Origin of the sequence: Pseudomonas palleroniana (genome assembly GCF_003031675.1) — a bacterium.
Lineage (GTDB): Bacteria > Pseudomonadota > Gammaproteobacteria > Pseudomonadales > Pseudomonadaceae > Aquipseudomonas > Aquipseudomonas palleroniana.
Map to the genome: position 1 here is coordinate 21510 of NZ_PYWX01000066.1, position 18070 is coordinate 39579.

Consider the following 18070-nt stretch of genomic DNA (forward strand, 5'->3'; position numbering starts at 1 on the left):
GAAAGGCGGGGGCGGTGAGGAGTAAGCCATAGCCTTTGCCGGCCGAGCCTGAAGTGATTCAACAGGCAACACTGGTCAATGTAGGAGCGAGCTTGCTCGCGAAAAACCAAAGGAGGCCGCGCGCCTTCTGGTTTACTGCGTCATTGTTGACGATTTTCGCGAGCAAGCTCGCTCCTACACGGGGTGTCGCTTAGATTTACGGTTGTGCGGGTTGCAGTTGAACGTGTTGCACAGCTTCCAGCAGATCGCAGCCGTCTTGTACGAGCAGGTACAGGGCATTGGTGATGTGGGAAATGTCTTTGAGGTCGGCGTGTTCGAAGGTCAGGCAGGAGAAGGTTTCAAGCAGATCCGTGGCTGCGCGAATGCGTTGATGGGCGGCGGACTGGATGTCTTCCGCCTTGGCTTGCGTATCGATGATAAGCGGATGGGTATCGGTGAAATTAGTGCGTAGCTGACGATAGCGGTCCATCGTTTCAGGTATTTGCATTTGACGGTACTCGGTTTGCTGTTAGGTAACCGACATCCCCGTGGCCAAACGGTGGGTGGCGGACTGTGCGCGGGTTGGCCAGCCGGAAACAGCACTCCGACACGTCCGAAGACGTCCCCCACACAGCCGCCATAGCACTGCGATACGAGACGATAGACGTTCGAAGAGTAAGTGATGGCACTTATGTGTGCTGTTTTTCGGGTGACCAAACCCGGTCGCTGATTTGGCAGCGACGGAGTGAACCTTAGAAGTGAGTGGGTTCTCGGGCAATAAACAGAGGGTTTAATGGTTCATGCTCCGGTCAGGCAGGAGTATTTCGTCGAGCATCAGCACGGGGTGTTGCGGTACTTGGCGAGGACGGCTTCACGGGTCGGCAGAGGATTGTCGATGTTTGCCGGCCAGGTAATTGCGACGGCGGGCCTTGTGGCAATGATCGTGTTTTTGCTCAAACGTCAGTTCGCTCACGCGTTGTGCTTCTGGGCGGTAAGGCATGACTGTCGCGCAATGTTTCAGTGTGCAGGCGGGATAAAAACCACGTCACATTCTGTATAAAAAAAACGCAAGCAGTCTGAATTCAGCGTATGTTTCACCGCAAAATCTCGTAGGGCGATTCCGCCCACCACTTAAAGGGAGTTAAGCATGGGTTTGCTTCGTGTCGCCTCGGCGATGTCATTGTGTGCAGTGGCGTTTTCAATTCAAGCCGAGCAATTGCCGATTGAGGTGCTCAGTGCGGTGGTCAAGGACCAGAAGATTGCCGATGCCGAAGTGCTGTTGCAGCGTAATGGTGCGCAAAACGTCGTGGGCCGTACCAACGCCCAGGGCCAGGTGACACTGACCAGCGAAGCGGCCGACGATGCGTCCAACCTGCTGATCATCAAAAAAGCCGGCTACTCGAATCTGGTGGTGAAGTGTCCTTGCGCAGGGATGACCTACGCCATCAGCCCGGTCATGGAAAATCTCGACGGCCTGCGGGTCGTGCTGACCTGGGGCAAAACCCCGGAAGACCTCGACTCTCACATGATCTTCCCTGGTAACAATATCTTCTTCGGCAACCAGAAAGGCACCGACGCCGAACTGGATGTGGATGACACCGACAGCTACGGCCCGGAAACCATCACCTTGCAGAAAAAGCACTACGGCGAAAGTTATGTCTACGCCGTGCATGACTTCACCAATAGCGGCAATCCAGGCTCTCGCCAGCTGTCCAACAGTGAGGCCAAGGTGTTCGTATACATGGGCCAATCCCTGGTACGCACCTACTACGTGCCGAAGAACCGTAGCGGTAACTTGTGGACGGTGTTCCGCATGACCGGTAGCGGTGATTTCCAGGACATCAACAATTTCAGTGGTGTGCAAGTCGATGCTCCGAACGTCCTCAACGAAGTCAAAGCGTTGCTGGATGACAGCGTTGCAGTGACCGCGGTGGCCGTCAGTTCTTCCGCACAAACCGATGCGAAGCGTCTGAACGTGCAGGGTGAAGCAGCCTACCAGGCAGGTAATCTGGACCAGGCCATCGAGCTGTTCCGTCAAGCCATCGAGTTGGATAACGGCTTCGGTAAAGCCTATGGCAACCTGGGCCTGGCGTATCAGAAGGCCGGTAACACCGCCGAGTCGATCTGGGCCAACCGCAAGGCTATCGCCCTGGCTACCGGTGCGAATGCTGCAACCGTGCGTGCAGGGGCCTACTACAACATTGCGCGCATCTACGAAGCTGCAGGGCAGTTCCCGGACGCCTTGCGTCACTACCAGTTAGCCAAGGAGCAGAAGGCCAACCCGGTGTATGACTCGGCGATCGAGCGGGTACAGAACCGCTGATTCAGCCCCTGCTGTAGAACTAAGAATGTGGGGTGGGGTTTGCTCCCTCCCACATTTGGATCTGTATCTTTCCTGCCGGCACCTCGGATTATTCCCCCTTCGGCCCTGGGCCATCCCTGACCCCATGTATCATCCTGTCTCTTTTTACTTGCGACCTTTCTCGATTCGCTGAGATTCACAGGCTATGTTTTTCAGCCAACTCAGCAGTCAATGGAGTGACAGCCTATGCACGACACCCTCCAACAGGTCTTCGGTTATCCACAGTTCCGCCCGGGCCAGGAACAAACGGTCAGGGCCGTGCTGGCCGGCCGTTCGGCAGCCGCGATCTTCCCTACAGGGTCGGGCAAGTCCTTGTGTTACCAGCTATCGGCCGTGCTGCTTCCGCATCTGACATTGGTGGTGTCGCCGTTGTTGGCGTTGATGCAGGACCAATTGGGCTTCCTGCAGCGTCACGGGATTTCAGCCGGCAGTATCGACTCGGCCCAGAGCCGCGATGAGGCCAATGAGGTAATGGCCCGTGCCCGCTCGGGCGAGCTGAAAATCCTGATGATTTCCGTGGAGCGTTTGAAGAACGAGCGTTTTCGTAATTTCCTGCAAAGCGTGCAGATCTCTCTGCTGGTGGTGGACGAGGCGCACTGTATTTCGGAGTGGGGCCATAACTTCCGCCCGGACTATTTGAAGCTTCCAGACTACCAACGGCAGTTCAATATCCCACAGGCGCTGCTGCTGACGGCCACGGCCACGCCCAAGGTGATTGCCGACATGCAGGCCAAGTTCAGCATTGCACCGCAGGATGTGGTGACCACTGGTTTCTACCGGCCCAACCTCAATTTGCTGGTGGAGCCGGTAAGCGGCCCCGACAAGCGTCGGCGTTTGGTCGAGTGGATGGGCGAGCGCGCCAACCAACCGAGTATCGTCTATGTCACCCTGCAGAAGACCGCCGAGCAGATTGCCGAGCACCTGAATCGCAATGGCATCCAGGCTGAGGCCTACCATGCCGGTTTGCCCCACGATAGACGTGAGGGCATCCAGCAACGCTTCATGGGCGGACGCTCCAATTGCATCGTCGCCACCATCGCGTTTGGCATGGGCATCGACAAAAGTGATATCCGCAATGTGGTGCACTTCGACTTGCCCAAGTCCATTGAGAACTACAGTCAGGAAATCGGCCGTGCCGGGCGCGACGCTCAAGCCTCCGACTGCCTGGTACTGGCTAACCGCGACAGCCTCAATGTGCTGGAGAATTTCGTCTACGGTGATACACCCGAGCAAGAGGGCATTCTGCGTGTGCTGGAGGCATTGCACGCGGCGCGGCCAGAGGGGCAATGGGAGTTTTTGCTGAGGTCATTGTCGGAGCACAGCAATATCCGCGAGTTGCCGCTCAAGACGTTGCTGGTGCAGTTGGAACTCAAGGGTGTGATTGCGCCGCGCTACGCGTTCTATGCTGAATACCGTTTCAAATACCTGGTCGAACCTGAGGCGTTGCTGGCACGGTTTTCGGGGGAGCGACAACAGTTCGTCGCGGCGATCATCGAGGTGTGCAAGCGTGCGCGAACCTGGGCAACGGTGGATTTTGACAGGCTGTATCAGCAGCACAACGCCGAGCGCAATCGAGTGGTGAAAGCCCTGGATTACTTTCAGGAGCAAGGCTTGATCGAACTCGAAAGCAAGCAGATGACCGAGGTCTACAGCCTGCTCGATACCGACTTTGATCCACAGGCGTTGAGCGCCGAGTTATACACAGGCTTCAAGCAGCACGAGGTTACCGAGGTGGCGCGGATTCACGCCATGCTGGATCTGTTCGCCACCGGACACTGCCTGGGGCAGCGCCTGGCCGAATATTTTGGCGACGAAAACGCCCCTCAACGTTGCGGGCACTGTTCGGTATGCCACGGCCGTGTGGCGCACCTTCCGCCACCGCCAAGCTTACCTCCCCTTGTGGATAAAAATTTCATGGAGCTGTGCGGGGATTTTATCCACAGGCATCATGCATTGACGGGCCAATTGCCCGGCTCCGAGCGGTTGACGCGGTTTCTCGGTGGTATCAGCGTGCCCTTGTTCAATTCATTGAAGGCGCGGGGTATCCCGGGCTTTGCTGCGCTGGAGGATTACCCTTACGCCGAAGTGCGCGAATGGGCCGAAGCCCATCTGAAGCACCTGTAAATTCACTTCACGAGACCCGCCCATGCCTGATTCAGTGCCAACACGTGCCGACTACCCACACTTGCAACCGATTATCACGCGTTGGCACGACAACGATGTGTACGGCCATGTGAACAACGTCACCTATTACAGCTTCTTCGACACCACGGTGAATACCTACCTGATCGAACAGGGAGGGTTGGATATTCATGACGGTGAAGTGGTGGGATTTGTGGTGAGTTCTGCGTGCGACTATTTCGCGTCGGTTGCCTTTCCCGAACGCATTGACGTCGGCTTGCGGGTGGGCAAGTTGGGCAATAGCTCAGTGCAGTATGAATTGGCGGTGTTCAAGGCGGGCGAGGAGGACGCCTGCGCGGCGGGGCGTTTTGTACATGTGTTCGTGGATCGAGATTCGAACCAGCCGGTCACTATTCCGGGGATGTTGCGAGAGGCGTTGCAGCGCTTGGTGGTGTAGGCGCGCACGCCTACACCCGGGACGAAGGCTTCAGGCCTTATCAATCATCATAACGGTGGTGATGCTTGTTCTTGCGATGCCCATAAGCGTGACCGCGCCCGCGATGGTCATCACGGTCGTAGCGACGGTTGTCACGCCCACGGTAATGGCGGTCTTCGTCATCGCTCTTGTTGCCCATGTAGTTGCCCAGTGCGCCACCTGCGCCGCCACCGGCTGCTGCGCCGATCAGGCTACCGGTGCTGCCGCCGACACTGCGGCCAACCACGTTGCCGCCTGCTGCGCCCAGTGCGCCACCAATGGCGGCTTCGCCGCGGCTGCGTTTGTCGGCGCCGACCGCACTGCCACCTGCGCCGCCCAATGCCGCACCGATGGTCGAACCGGTGTTGCCGCCTAGCTGCTGGCCAACAACCGAACCTAGAACCCCGCCCAATGCGCCGCCCACGCCTGCTTCGGCGGTGCCACCGGCCATGGCTGCGCCACTGACCAGGCCAAGGGACAACAAGAGAATCGAGGAGAACTTCATTAGGGAGACCTCAAGAGGATGACGGGGCGATCTTGGGGCTGTATCGATACTGTGACAATAGAAATCCGACCAGTAGCACGAGTTGTACACAATTCTATAACTTACTGTTTTTACTGGGGAACTTAAGTCTTTTTTGTGAGTCTTTAGCTACTTGGGAAAGGCCGCTTTTATGCAAAAGCGGCCTTTTTTGTGCCTGGAATTTATGCCGAGTGCGCCATGATCAGGCCGTCGTCACTCGCCGCCTCCAGGGAAATAGCCACGAACTTCGATGTCGGTGTATGGCTGCCATCCCCGGTGCTTTCCAATGGCACCAGCGGGTTCACTTCCGGGTAGTAAGCGGCTGCCTGCCCTGCCGGAATATCAAATGCGAGCAAGGTGAAGCCCTTCACACGGCGCTCACGCCCGTCTTCCCACAGCGACACGATGTCGGCCTTCTGCCCTGGCTTGAAGCCCAGGCGGATGATGTCGGCTTCGTTGACAAAGAGCACGTCACGCTGGCCTTTCACCCCACGGTAGCGGTCATCCAGGCCGTAAATAGTAGTGTTGTACTGATCATGGGAACGCATTGACTGCATGATCAGGTCCGGCACGCGGCCGGTCGCATGGGTGCGCTCGTGAATCAGGTCTTCAGGCAGGATATTCGGACGGAAGTTGGCGCGCCCCGAAGAGGTGTTCCAGCGACGCGCGCCGGCAGCGTTGCCCAGGTAGAAACCGCCCGGATGCTTGATGTTTTCGTTGAAGTCCTTGAAGCCCGGGATGGTGTCGGCGATCAGGTCGCGAATGCGTCCGTAGTCTGCCACCAGCCAGTTCCAATCCACCGGCTTGCTGCCCAGGGTAGCGGCGGCGATACCGGCCAGGATCGCAGGTTCGGATTTCATCAACTTCGACAACGGTTGCAGCTGGCCATTGGAGCCGTGAACCATGCTGAACGAGTCTTCCACGGTGACCGCTTGCGGGCCGTTGGCCTGGATGTCGATATCGGTACGGCCCAGGCATGGCAGGATCAGCGCATCCTTACCGTGCATCAGGTGGCTGCGGTTGAGCTTGGTGCTGATCTGCACCGTCAGGTCGCAGTTGCGCAGGGCCTGGAAGGTACGCAGGCTGTCTGGCGTGGCTTGTGCGAAGTTGCCGCCCAGGCCGATAAACACTTTGGAACGGCCTTCGAGCATGGCGTGGATCGCTTCGACCACGTTGTGACCGTTGGTGCGTGGCACCTGGAACTGGAAGCGGCGCTCCAGAGCATCAAGGAAGGCCACCGGTGGGCGTTCGTTGATGCCCATGGTGCGGTCGCCCTGCACGTTACTGTGGCCACGCACCGGGCACAGGCCGGCGCCTGGACGACCGATGTTGCCGCGCAGCAGCATCAGGTTGGCAATTTCCTGGATGGTGGGCACCGAGTGGCGGTGTTGGGTGATGCCCATCGCCCAGCACATGATCACGTTCTTGCCTGTGGCGTACATTCGCGCCGCTTGCTCGATTTCCACCAGGGTCAGGCCGGACTGCTTGACGATTTCATCCCAGGAGGTGTCGTCGATCTGGCCCAGGTAATCGAGCACGTTGGCGGTGTGGGCGTTGAGGAAATCGTGATCGAACACGGCTTCCTTACCTTCAGCCTGGGCCTGGCGCTCCCACAGCAGCAGGAACTTGGCCATGCCGCGAAGGATGGCCATGTCGCCGCCCAGTGCGGGGCGGAAATAGGCGGTGTTGGTCGGCTTATCGCCGTTGGTCAGCATTTCCAGCGGATGTTGCGGATGCTGGAAGCGCTCCAGGCCGCGCTCCTTGAGCGGGTTGATGCACACCACCTGAGCGCCACGCTTGACGGCTTCGCGCAGCGGTTCGAGCATGCGCGGGTGGTTGGTGCCGGGGTTCTGGCCCCAGACGAAAATCGCGTCGGCATGTTCGAAGTCATCGAAGGTCACGGTGCCTTTGCCCACGCCGACGCTCTGGGCCAAAGCCACTCCGCTGGCCTCGTGACACATGTTCGAACAATCCGGGAAGTTGTTGGTGCCGTAGGCGCGCACGAACAGCTGATACAGGTAGGCCGCCTCGTTGCTGGCCCGGCCCGAGGTGTAGAACTCGGCCATGTCCGGGCTGGGCAGTGCGTTGAGGTGTTTACCGATCAGCTCGAAGGCGGCTTCCCAACTGATGGGCTTGTAGCGGTCCGTCTCGGCGTCATAGCGCATCGGCTCGGTGAGGCGGCCTTGATATTCCAGCCAATAGTCACTCTGTTCCAGCAACGCGCTGACACTGTGCTTGGCAAAGAAAGCCGCGTCGACACGGCGTTTGGTGGCTTCCCAGTTAACCGCCTTGGCGCCGTTCTCGCAGAACTTGACCATGCCGCTTTCCGGCGAATCGCCCCAGGCGCAGCCTGGGCAGTCAAAGCCGCCGTTCTGGTTGGTCTTGAGCATCATGCGCAGGTTTTTCAGCGCGTTGTCGCTGGTCAGCCAGGCTTGCGCCACGCTGATCAGTGCGCCCCAGCCACCGGCCGGGCCTTTATAGGGCTTGTAGCGCGGGGTAGGGGTTTGGTCGGCTTGGTGATGATTGCTCATGGCGGGTCTCCATCGCAGGGCTGTAAACCCGCGCGTACTACTCTGCGGCAGTGCTACCAGCGGATTGATCTAGGCTTAGACTAGGCGCGACAAAGGGTCGCGTCTAATTGCCAGTATTGATCTATTGATAGATGGCGTCGATCACGGGTCTTTGGTCGGCGTGGAACCCAAGTCTGTAGGACTGGTCTAGTCTTGGGCATCTGGAAACCAAATCCCAAGGAGAGCGCACTATGAGTATTCTCAGTTTTGTTAAGGAAGCAGGCGAAAAGCTGATCAATCTGCTGACGCCCGGTAATGCCAGCGCCAGTGACGAGCTGAAAAAGCATATCCAGGATGTCGGGCTGGGTAATCCGAACGTGCATGCCACCGTTGACGGTGACAAGGTCACGATTACCGGTGAAGTGGCCAGCCAGGAAGAGAAAGAAAAAATCATCCTGGCGGCAGGCAATATTGCCGGCGTAGCCAGTGTGGATGATCAAATCACTGTATCCGGGCCAGCTGTTGCGGCTGCCCGTTTCGTCGTAGTGAAAAAAGGTGACACCCTCAGCGCGATCTCGCTGGCGGTGTACGGTAATGCCAACCTGTACAACAAGATCTTTGAGGCCAACAAGCCATTGTTGTCACATCCTGACAAGATCTACCCAGGGCAGACGCTGCGTATTCCTGAGTAACAGGCTGGGCCTGATGAGGGAGGGGGGCAACCCCCTCCCTCATTGCGTTAAAGGCCGGCAATCAGATCACGGTAGTCTCCGACGGCGGCAAACTCTGCGGTGTCCTTGGGGCCTTTTCGGCTGTCCGGTTCCCTCACTGCCAGCAAATGGCTCACCCCGAAATCCCGGGCGCTGCGCAGGATCGGCAAGGTATCGTCGATAAACAGGCTGCGTGCCGGGTCGAAGCCGATGTCGGCGTGCAGGGCGTGCCAGAACTGCGGGTTTTCCTTGGCGAAGCCATAGTCGTGGGAACTGATCAAACGCTCGAAATACGGCGCCAGTTCAATGCGTTCCAACTTCAATGACAACGAATCACGATGAGCATTGGTGATCAGGATCACGCGCTTGCCGGCCTGTTTGATCGCCGCCAGAAAAGTGTCCGCATCCGGGCGCAAGGCGATCAGGTGGGCGGTTTCAAGCTTGAGCTCACGCACCGGAATGTTCAGCTCCGTGCTCCAGAAATCCAGGCAATACCATTGCAACTGTCCGGCGTTACGCTCGAACAGAGGCTGCAGCTCCATCTCGGCCATGGCGCGGCTCACCCCATGCAGCTCGGCATAGCGCTGGGGCAGGTGCTCCATCCAGAAGTGGTTGTCGTAATGCAGGTCGAGCAAGGTGCCGTCCATGTCCAGCAAGACGGTGTCGATGGCGTGCCAGGGCAAAGAGGGCATGGGGTGGTCTCATGTAAGTAAAGATATCCGACACAGACAATCGGAAAAGCCACGGTATAGTAACCCGATCACGCCAAGGAGCCGCTTATGCGCCAGAAACCCACCGTTCTCGCCCGAGAAATAGTCGCCAGTAGCCGTTTGTTCCGCGTGGAGGAAGTGCAATTGCGCTTTTCCAATGGCGTTGAGCGCACCTACGAACGCCTGGTGGGGCGCGGTACCGGTTATGGGGCGGTGATGATTGTGGCGATGATTGATTCCGATCATGCGTTGCTGGTGGAAGAGTACTGCGGCGGTACCGATGAATATGAGTTGTCCCTTCCCAAGGGATTGATCGAGCCCGGTGAAGACGTGCTGGCGGCGGCAAACCGCGAACTCAAGGAGGAAGCCGGCTATGGCGCGCGTCAACTGGAACACCTTACCGAACTCTCGCTGTCGCCTGGTTACATGAGCCAGAAAATCCAGGTGGTATTGGCCACCGATCTCTACGAAGAGCGCCTGGAAGGCGATGAGCCAGAGCCGATGCGGGTGGACCGGGTCAACCTGCGCGAGCTGTCGCAGTTGGCACAGAACGAGCAGTTCAGCGAAGGCCGCGCCCTGGCCGCGTTGTATCTGGTGCGAGACCTGTTGACCCAGCGTGGAGCGTTTATCGTATGAGCGAACTGTTTCTGGGCCATCCGTTTATCGCTCCTGTGATCGAGCTGGCCCGCCAGGCCGGTGAGGTCATCCTGCCTTACTGGCGGGCCGATGTTGCCGTCACCTCCAAGGCTGACGACTCCCCCGTGACGGCGGCGGACCTGGCCGCTCACCATCTGATTCTGGCCGGCTTGACCGCGCTGGACCCGAGTATTCCCGTGCTGTCCGAAGAGGACGCGAATATAGACCAGAGCGTACGTGCCGGCTGGCAGCGGTGGTGGCTGGTGGACCCGTTGGATGGCACCAAGGAATTTATCGGCGGCAGTGAAGAGTTCACCGTCAACATCGCGCTGGTTGAGCAGGGCCGCGTGGTATTCGGCGTGGTCTCCATGCCGACCAGTGGTCGCTGTTATTTCGGTGGCGCGGGCCTGGGCGCCTGGCGTTCCGATGTAAACGAAGCGCCCAGGCAGATTCAGGTGCGCGAGGCACCGGCAGTCGGCGAACCCTTTACGGTGGTTGCAAGTCGTCGCCATACCAGCCCTGAGCAGGAGCGCCTGCTGGACGGTTTGAGCGCCGGGTTGGGCGAGCTGAAGCTGGCCAATATCGGCAGTTCGTTGAAGTTTTGCCTGTTGGCCGAGGGCAGTGCCGATTGCTACCCGCGGCTGGCGCCGACGTCGCAATGGGACACCGCCGCTGCTCAAGGTGTGCTCGAAGGCGCAGGCGGTGAAGTGTTGGAGTTGAGTGGCGAGCCGTTCAGTTACCCGGCCCGGGAATCATTATTGAATCCGTTCTTCCTGGCTCTGCCGGCCAAGGCAGCCTGGCGTGAGCGATTGCTGGCCCTGGCCCGCCGTTAAGATCTCACACGTCAAAATGTGGGAGGGGGCTTGCTCTCGATAGCGTTGGGTCAGTCGACATATTCGTTTACTGAGACAGCACTATCGGGAGCAAGCCCCCTCCCACATTCAGTTTTGCGTCGTAGCATCTAGCGGTGCAGGACGTACTGCCCAGTGAAGGCCACAGCGTGGTCTGCACTGCCCTCGTTCACAATCCACGTTTCAAGCATCAGGCGTGCACGGCCATAGCGCTTGTACGTCGCCACGAAGCGCTTCCACACCTTTTCTTCGGGGGCAGGGCACACTACGGTGGCGTCCCCTGTGACCGGCAGCGGATAACTGATCTGTCCTTCCTGGATGACGATGTGCCCATCCTCAACCCTTTCTTCACGCAGCTTCAAGTGCAGCCAACCCCAGCCGGCCAATACCGCGCCGCAGTAGAGACTGCCGCCAAACATGGTGCTCTTGTGGTTGATGTTGGCCTGCAACGGCAGATGCAGCGCCAATTGGCCCTGTTGCCAGTCGAGTACCTTGAGACCCATTTCCCGGGTGAGGGGGATGTCATGGTGCAGCACGGATTCCAGGTAACGGCTGTCGCGGTTCATGTGGGCCTCTTGGTGTGTGTGGATCATTCTTCGTCGGTACTCTGGTTGGCGAAGATCAAGCCATGCTTGCGCAATTTGTCGTGCAGGGTTTTGCGCGGAATGCCGAGTGCCTCGGCGAGGCTGCGCACGGAGCTGTGGGGGCGCGTCAGTTCGGCGGCGATCAGGCTTTTTTCGAACTGTTCGACTTGTTCGCTCAAGCCGCCCGGTGTGGAGGTGAGCACGGCCGTGGAAGGGCTGTCCTGAGTGTTGTCCAAAGCCAGTTCCAGGCCCAAGGCGAAGCGCTCGGCTGCATTCTGCAGTTCGCGCACATTGCCCGGCCAGCTGTGGCGCAACAGCAGCGCACGCTGGCCCGGTTGCAACTCCTGCAATGGCAGGCCGTGGCGGCTGCCGGCTTCGTCCGCGAAGTGTTGGAACAGCATCAACGCATCTTCCCCTCGCTCACGCAGCGGCGGGATGCGCAACGGAGCGACGTTTAGCCGGTAATACAGGTCGGCACGGAAGCGCCCTTGGTCGGCGGCCTGGCGCAGATCTTCCTTGGTGGCGGCAATGATGCGGATATCGAGCGGGATCAGTTGGTTACCACCCAGACGCTCGACCACGCGCTCCTGCAGCAGGCGAAGCAGCTTGACCTGGACATCCAGGCTCATGCTTTCGATTTCATCGAGGAACAGTGTGCCGCCGTTGGCAAATTCGAACTTGCCGATACGGCGCTTCTGCGCGCCGGTAAAAGCACCGGGCTCGTGGCCGAACAGTTCGCTTTCCACCACCGATTCGGCCAGGGCGCCGGCGTTGATCGCGACGAACGGCCCGCTGCGCCGGCTCGACAAGTCATGCAGCGCACGCGCCACGACTTCCTTGCCGGCGCCGGTTTCACCGAGGATCAGTACGTCGGCCTTGGTCGCCGCCAGGGCACCGATCTGCTCGCGCAGGCGCAGCATTTGTGGCGAGTGCCCCACCAGACGCGTGCTTAGTTGCTGGCGGTCGCTGAGGGCCAGGCGCAGGCTGCGGTTGTCCAGCACCAGGCGGCGCAGCGCCAGGGCGCGGCGCACGCTATCGAGCAGGGCGTCGCTGGCGAAGGGTTTTTCCAGAAAGTCGTAGGCCCCGGCACGCATGGCTTGCACCGCCAACGGCACGTCGCCGTGGCCGGTGATCAACAGCACCGGCAGGTCCGGGTCCTGGCCGTGCAGTTCGGCGAGCAGCTCCAGGCCGTCCATGCCGGGCATGCGGATGTCGCTGACCACTACCCCTGGCCAGTCCCGCGTCAAGCGCGCAGTGAGGCCGGTCGCTTCACCCAGCGTCAGGACAGCCAGCCCGGCCAGGTCCAGGGTCTGGCACAGGGCCTGACGCAGGTGTGGATCGTCGTCGATCAACACCACCTGAATCTGGTTATCGATACTCATACACTGCGGTCCTCGGACGGTTGCAGACTGACGCCCGGCGAACCGGCACGCAATTTCAAGGTTAACAACGCGCCGCCTTCCTTGTGGTTGGCAAATAGCAGTTCGCCGCCAAAGGCACGCATCAGGGTTTCGCAGATCGCCAGGCCCAACCCCAAGCCCTGGGTGCGGGTCTTGGTGGTGTAGAACGGTTCGCTGGCGCGGCCCAGGGCTTCCATGCAGAACCCGGGGCCGTTGTCGCGAATGTACAGGTTGACGCCCTGTTCAGTGGTTTGGGCACTCAACCAGAGTTTTCGCGGCGGGCCTTTTTCGGTGAGGGCGTCCAGGGCGTTGGCCAGCAGGTTGCCAAGCACTTGGCGCAAGCGGGTTTCCCCGGCTTGCACCCATAAGGTCGCCTCCGGCAGATCGCGGATCAGTTCGACTTCCATCGACCGCCGCCGCTTGGCCAGCAACGCCAGTGCATCATCCAGCGCCGGCTGCAGGGCCACGCTTTCCGGTGCATGGCGGTCGCGCCGGGCGAACGCACGCAGGTGCGCGATGATCGAGGCCATGCGCCCGGTCAGTTCGCTGATCAGCTTGAGGTTGCCCCGGGCGTCGTTGGTACGTTCATGGTCGAGCAGGATCTCGGCGTTTTCTGCATAACTGCGGATCGCTGCCAGGGGCTGATTCAGTTCGTGGCTGATGCTCGCCGACATGGTGCCCAGGGCTGACAGCTTGCCGGCTTGCACCAAGTCATCCTGGGCGCGCACCAGTTCCTGCTGGGCGTGCTCGCGTTCCAGTACTTCCTGTTTCAGACGCCGGTTAAGGCCCTCCAGATCGCTGGTACGCTCGGCCACGCGTGCTTCCAGCTCGCGGCGCGCCTTGGCTTCGAAGGCAATGCGCTCCAGGTAATGCCGCCGACGTTGCATCATCAGACCCAGCAACAGCATCAACACCAACAGCGTCGCGCCACCGACGGCGACCACCGTGCGCACCGGGCGATTGATCAGTGAGCGTGGCGCGAGAATCTCCACATTCCAGCCGGTTTCGGCGATGGCCGTGGATTGACGCAGCCATGCCGTGGCACTCAGCGCCAGTGGCTGTGGGTCGCGGGTGGGGTAAGGTTGGATCGCGATAATCGCCTCACGCTCTGCGGCGGTCAGTGGCCGGGTGGCACGAAACCGCCATTGCGGGCGCGAGGTCAGGATTACCACGCCATTGTGGTCGGTCACCAACAGCTGTTCCGGTGTATTGCCCCACAGGCTTTCGGTATGGTCCAGGTCGACCTTGACCACCAGTACGCCGATGATCTTTTCGCCATCGCGCACGGCGGCGGCAAAGAAGTAGCCGCGCTTGGCCGAAGTGGTACCCAGGCCGAAAAAACGCCCCAGACGCCCAGCCATGGCCTCGCTGAAATACGGTCGGAACGAGAAGTTACGGCCGACGAAACTGTCTTGCTTGTCCCAGTTGGAAGCCGCCAGGGTTTTGCCGGAGGTGTCCATCAGGTACATCACTTCCGCCCCAGCCTGGGCGGCGACGTCCTGGAGCAACTGGTTGGCGTTGGCCAGGTTGGTGCTCACCTGAGGTGCATCCAGGGCTGTGCGCAGGGCGGGCAGGTCCCCCAGGATCTGCGGCAAGACTTCGTAGCGGTGCAGGGTGCCCAACAGGTTGGCCACGTACAGGTCGAGGGTTTGCCGGTTCTGACCCGCCAACTCGCTGCCGTAATAGCGCTCGGCCAAGTGTTCCAGCGGCCACAGCAGCGGGGCCAGGCATAACGCCAACAGGGCGAGGCTGCGCCAGCGAGGTCTTCGTGGAAGGGGTGGAGTCATGGAAGTCATGCGCCTGTGGGTACAGGCGCATTATGCCTAGTGCTGCCCTGCAAGACACTCGCGCAATGCGTCTTGCCAACGCGGCTGGCTGACCTGCCATTGTTGCAGCAGGCGGCTGCAATCCAGACGCGAGTTCAGCGGGCGCTGGGCGGGCGTCGGGTAAGCGCTGGACGGGATCGCTTCCAGCTCGGCACAAGGCTTGCCTTGCGCACGCAGGTGTTCGCCAATCGCCTGGGCAAAGCCGAACCATGAGGTCTCGCCCTGGGCGGTCAGGTGATACACCCCCCATTCACCCGCTGCGCCAGCCAACCAGCGCTCGATCAGGGCGCGGGTACTCTGGGCGATGCTGCCGGCCCAGGTCGGCGCGCCGATCTGGTCAGCGACGATGCGCATGTGCGGTTTTTCTTGCAGCAGACGCTGCATGGTCAGCAGGAAATTCTTGCCGTGGCTCGAATACACCCAGCTGGTTCGTAAAATCAGGTACTCCCCGCCCACCGCTGCAATCGCCTGCTCGCCCGAAAGCTTGCTCTGGCCATAGACGCCCAGCGGGTTTGGCGCGTCGTTTTCGGTATACGGCGCCGGCTTGGTGCCATCGAACACGTAGTCGGTCGAGTAGTGAATCAGTGGGATGCCCAGGGCCTTGGCTTCTTCGGCAAGGATGCCGGGCGCGGTTGCGTTGATGGCAAACGCTGCATCCGGTTCGCTTTCGGCCTTATCGACAGCGGTGTGAGCCGCAGCATTGATGATCAGGCCGGGGCGATGGGTGCGAACCTGTTGGCGGATCTGCTCGACGTTGGCCAGGTCGAGTTGGTCGCGGCCCAGTACGATGAGTTCGCCCAGGCCCAGGAGCCGCTGTTGCAGCTCCTGGGAGACTTGGCCGTGTTGGCCGGTGATCAAGATTTTCAGACGGGAGGTCACGAGAACACGTCCGCGTCTTTGAAACTCTTGCCGTTCTGGTCTTTGGCGGACAGGATCGGCGGGCCATCGAGTTGCCAGTCAATGTTGAGCGTGGGGTCGTTCCAACTGATGCAACGTTCGGCTGCCGGCGTGTAATAGTCGGTGGTTTTGTAGAGGAACTCGGCGTAATCACTGAGTACCACAAAACCATGGGCGAACCCCGGTGGAATCCACAGTTGGCGACTATTGCCGGCAGACAGGCGCACGCTGGCCCATTTGCCGAAGTTGGGCGAACTGCGGCGGATATCCACCGCCACGTCCAGAACCTCACCGGCTGTCACACGCACCAGTTTGCCCTGGGCGTGCTCGACCTGATAGTGCAGGCCCCGCAACACGCCCTTTTGCGAGCGTGAGTGGTTGTCCTGCACAAACTGCTGTTGCAACCCGGTGGCTTGTTCAAAGTGCCGGGCGTTGAAACTTTCATAGAAAAAACCGCGATCATCGCCAAAAACCTTCGGTTCGATGATCAATACACCGGGCAATTCAGTCGCGGTTACATTCATTTAGTGTCCTCGTCGGCCAGTGAGTACAGGTATTGACCATAGCCGGTTTTTCCAAAGTATTTGGCGCGCTCCAGCAGATAGTCGCGGTCGATCCAGCCGTTCTGATAGGCGATCTCTTCCAGGCAAGCAACTTTCAGGCCCTGGCGATGCTCGATGGTCTGCACGTAGGTTGAAGCTTCCAGCAGGCTGTCATGGGTGCCAGTGTCGAGCCAGGCGAAGCCGCGACCGAAACGTTCAACGTGGAGGTCACCTCGCTTGAGGTAGGCGTTGTTGACATCGGTGATTTCCAATTCGCCACGCGGCGAAGGCTTGACTGCCTTGGCAATCCTGATCACGTCGTTGTCGTAGAAATACAGCCCGGTCACGGCATAGCTCGACTTGGGCTTCACCGGTTTTTCTTCGATGGACAGGGCACGGCCGTCTTTGTCGAAGTCGATCACGCCGAAACGCTCAGGATCCTTGACCCAATAGCCAAATACGGTTGCGCCGGACGGGCGTTGGGCTGCGGTGCGCAACTGGTCGCCGAAGTGCTGGCCGTGGAAGATGTTGTCGCCCAGGATCAGGCACACCGGGTCTTTACCGATGAACTCTTCACCAATGATGAAGGCTTGAGCCAGCCCGTCCGGAGACGGCTGTTCGGCATAGCTGAAGCGCACGCCGAACTGGCTGCCGTCGCCCAGCAGGTTACGGTACTGCGGCAAGTCGGTTGGTGTAGAAATCACCAGGATGTCCTTGATCCCCGCCAGCATCAGCACCGAGATCGGGTAGTAGATCATCGGCTTGTCGTAAACCGGCAACAGTTGCTTGGACACGCCCAGGGTGATGGGGTGCAAACGGGTGCCGGAACCGCCGGCCAATACAATACCCTTCATCATGCGATCAGATCCTTTGCGTCAGTGTTGCCGAGTCGTTCACCTTGATAACTGCCATCCTGGACCCTGCGGCACCATTCCAGGTTGTCGAGGTACCACTGCACGGTCTTGCGCAGACCGGTTTCGAAGGTTTCTTGCGGAACCCAGCCCAGCTCGCGTTCGATCTTGCTGGCATCGATCGCGTAGCGCTGATCGTGGCCTGGGCGATCCTTGACGAAGGTGATCAGGTCGGTGAATTTTTCCACGCCGGCCGGGCGTTGCGGCGCCAGTTCTTCGAGCAGGGCGCAGATGCCGCGCACCACATCGATGTTCTTCTGCTCATTGTGACCACCAATGTTGTAGGTCTCGCCGACTACGCCGGTGGTCACCACTTTGAGCAGGGCACGGGCGTGGTCTTCGACGAACAGCCAGTCGCGCACTTGCAGACCATCGCCATAGACCGGCAGTGGCTTGCCCGCGAGGGCGTTGAGGATGACCAGCGGGATCAGCTTCTCGGGGAAGTGGAACGGCCCGTAGTTGTTCGAGCAGTTGGTCAGCAATACCGGCAGGCCATAAGTGCGCTGCCAGGCGCGTACCAGGTGGTCGGAGGCTGCCTTGCTCGCGGAATAAGGTGAGCTGGGTGCGTAAGGCGTGGTTTCAGTGAAGAGATCGTCTACACCGTGCAGGTCGCCGTATACCTCATCCGTGGAGATGTGGTGAAAGCGGAACGCGCTTTTGGCCGGTTCGGCCAGCTTCTGCCAATAAGCCCGTGTGGCTTCCAGCAGGCTGTAGGTACCGACGATGTTGGTCTGGATAAAATCCGACGGACCGTCAATGGAGCGGTCGACATGGGACTCGGCCGCCAAGTGCATGATCGCCTGCGGCTCGAAGCGCGCCAGTACGGCACTGACGGTGGCCTGGTCGACGATGTCGGCCTGGACGAACTCATAGCGGCTGTTGGACGCGATGCTGGTCAGCGACTCAAGGTTGCCGGCGTAGGTGAGTTTGTCCAGGTTAAGCACTTCGTGCTCAGTGTGTTCTATCAGGTGGCGAATCAGGGCGGAGCCAATAAACCCGGCACCGCCGGTGATGAGAATGCGCATGTCGAGGG

Annotated in this window: 17 protein-coding genes and 1 pseudogene; 6 read left to right on the top strand and 12 right to left on the bottom strand. The window is 59.9% G+C overall.

Annotated elements, in window-relative coordinates; translation table 11 throughout:
- Positions 1-196: 196 nt before the first annotated feature.
- On the bottom strand, positions 197-487 hold the full coding sequence (locus C9383_RS22605) for a hypothetical protein (RefSeq protein ID WP_060754660.1): 291 nt from the start codon (positions 485-487) through the stop codon (positions 197-199).
- A gap of 326 nt (positions 488-813) precedes the next feature.
- A pseudogene (locus C9383_RS28465) lies at positions 814-952 on the bottom strand (YhfG family protein).
- A gap of 174 nt (positions 953-1126) precedes the next feature.
- Here C9383_RS28465 and C9383_RS22615 point away from each other — a divergent pair.
- From C9383_RS22615 to C9383_RS22625, 3 genes are all read left to right on the top strand, one after another.
- Positions 1127-2302, top strand: coding sequence for a tetratricopeptide repeat protein (locus tag C9383_RS22615; protein WP_090367489.1), 1176 nt, complete (start codon positions 1127-1129; stop codon positions 2300-2302).
- A 225-nt stretch (positions 2303-2527) separates the two neighbouring features.
- Complete coding sequence (locus tag C9383_RS22620) at positions 2528-4465, top strand: RecQ family ATP-dependent DNA helicase (protein ID WP_090367485.1); 1938 nt, start codon at positions 2528-2530, stop codon at positions 4463-4465.
- A gap of 22 nt (positions 4466-4487) precedes the next feature.
- Positions 4488-4919, top strand: a complete 432-nt coding sequence (locus C9383_RS22625; RefSeq protein WP_090367482.1) for an acyl-CoA thioesterase — start codon at positions 4488-4490, stop codon at positions 4917-4919.
- A gap of 40 nt (positions 4920-4959) precedes the next feature.
- On the opposite strand, the gene C9383_RS22630 is transcribed toward C9383_RS22625, so the two are convergent.
- On the bottom strand, positions 4960-5442 hold the full coding sequence (locus C9383_RS22630) for a glycine zipper domain-containing protein (RefSeq protein WP_060754655.1): 483 nt from the start codon (positions 5440-5442) through the stop codon (positions 4960-4962).
- A gap of 200 nt (positions 5443-5642) precedes the next feature.
- Positions 5643-7991, bottom strand: coding sequence for an FdhF/YdeP family oxidoreductase (locus tag C9383_RS22635; protein ID WP_090367479.1), 2349 nt, complete (start codon positions 7989-7991; stop codon positions 5643-5645).
- A gap of 230 nt (positions 7992-8221) precedes the next feature.
- Here C9383_RS22635 and lysM point away from each other — a divergent pair, with 230 nt between their 5' ends.
- Positions 8222-8662, top strand: a complete 441-nt coding sequence (gene lysM / locus C9383_RS22640; protein WP_060754653.1) for a peptidoglycan-binding protein LysM — start codon at positions 8222-8224, stop codon at positions 8660-8662.
- Between the two features lie 47 nt (positions 8663-8709).
- Here the strand turns inward: lysM and yrfG are convergent, their stop codons facing one another.
- On the bottom strand, positions 8710-9372 hold the full coding sequence (gene yrfG / locus C9383_RS22645; protein ID WP_090367477.1) for a GMP/IMP nucleotidase: 663 nt from the start codon (positions 9370-9372) through the stop codon (positions 8710-8712).
- A gap of 87 nt (positions 9373-9459) precedes the next feature.
- Here yrfG and nudE point away from each other — a divergent pair, with 87 nt between their 5' ends.
- On the top strand, positions 9460-10026 hold the full coding sequence (gene nudE / locus C9383_RS22650; RefSeq protein WP_090367475.1) for an ADP compounds hydrolase NudE: 567 nt from the start codon (positions 9460-9462) through the stop codon (positions 10024-10026).
- Positions 10023-10859: a 3'(2'),5'-bisphosphate nucleotidase CysQ gene (gene cysQ / locus C9383_RS22655; RefSeq protein ID WP_060754650.1), complete on the top strand. Its 837-nt coding sequence runs from the start codon at positions 10023-10025 to the stop codon at positions 10857-10859. The genes nudE and cysQ overlap by 4 nt, the downstream gene beginning before the upstream one ends.
- Positions 10860-10987: 128 nt before the next feature.
- Here cysQ and C9383_RS22660 read toward each other — a convergent pair whose 3' ends face one another.
- Genes C9383_RS22660 through rfbB form a run of 7 tightly spaced genes read right to left on the bottom strand, consistent with a single transcriptional unit; the run spans position 10988 to position 18062 of the window.
- Positions 10988-11443 carry a YiiD C-terminal domain-containing protein gene (locus C9383_RS22660; protein ID WP_090367473.1) on the bottom strand — a complete coding sequence of 152 codons (456 nt, stop codon included), beginning with the start codon at positions 11441-11443 and terminating at the stop codon, positions 10988-10990.
- A gap of 23 nt (positions 11444-11466) precedes the next feature.
- Positions 11467-12843, bottom strand: coding sequence for a sigma-54-dependent transcriptional regulator (locus C9383_RS22665; protein ID WP_090367471.1), 1377 nt, complete (start codon positions 12841-12843; stop codon positions 11467-11469).
- Complete coding sequence (locus C9383_RS22670) at positions 12840-14648, bottom strand: sensor histidine kinase (RefSeq protein ID WP_060754647.1); 1809 nt, start codon at positions 14646-14648, stop codon at positions 12840-12842. Before C9383_RS22670 ends, C9383_RS22665 begins: the two co-directional genes overlap by 4 nt.
- Before the next feature lie 36 nt (positions 14649-14684).
- Complete coding sequence (gene rfbD, locus C9383_RS22675; protein WP_090367469.1) at positions 14685-15566, bottom strand: dTDP-4-dehydrorhamnose reductase; 882 nt, start codon at positions 15564-15566, stop codon at positions 14685-14687.
- Entirely contained in the window at positions 15563-16108 is a 546-nt protein-coding gene (rfbC, locus tag C9383_RS22680; protein WP_090367467.1) for a dTDP-4-dehydrorhamnose 3,5-epimerase, read from the bottom strand. The genes rfbD and rfbC overlap by 4 nt, the downstream gene beginning before the upstream one ends.
- Complete coding sequence (gene rfbA, locus C9383_RS22685) at positions 16105-16983, bottom strand: glucose-1-phosphate thymidylyltransferase RfbA (RefSeq protein ID WP_090367465.1); 879 nt, start codon at positions 16981-16983, stop codon at positions 16105-16107. Before rfbA ends, rfbC begins: the two co-directional genes overlap by 4 nt.
- A complete protein-coding gene (gene rfbB, locus C9383_RS22690; protein WP_090367463.1) occupies positions 16980-18062 on the bottom strand; it encodes a dTDP-glucose 4,6-dehydratase in 1083 nt (360 codons plus the stop codon). The genes rfbA and rfbB overlap by 4 nt, the downstream gene beginning before the upstream one ends.
- Between the last annotated feature and the right edge of the window lie 8 nt (positions 18063-18070).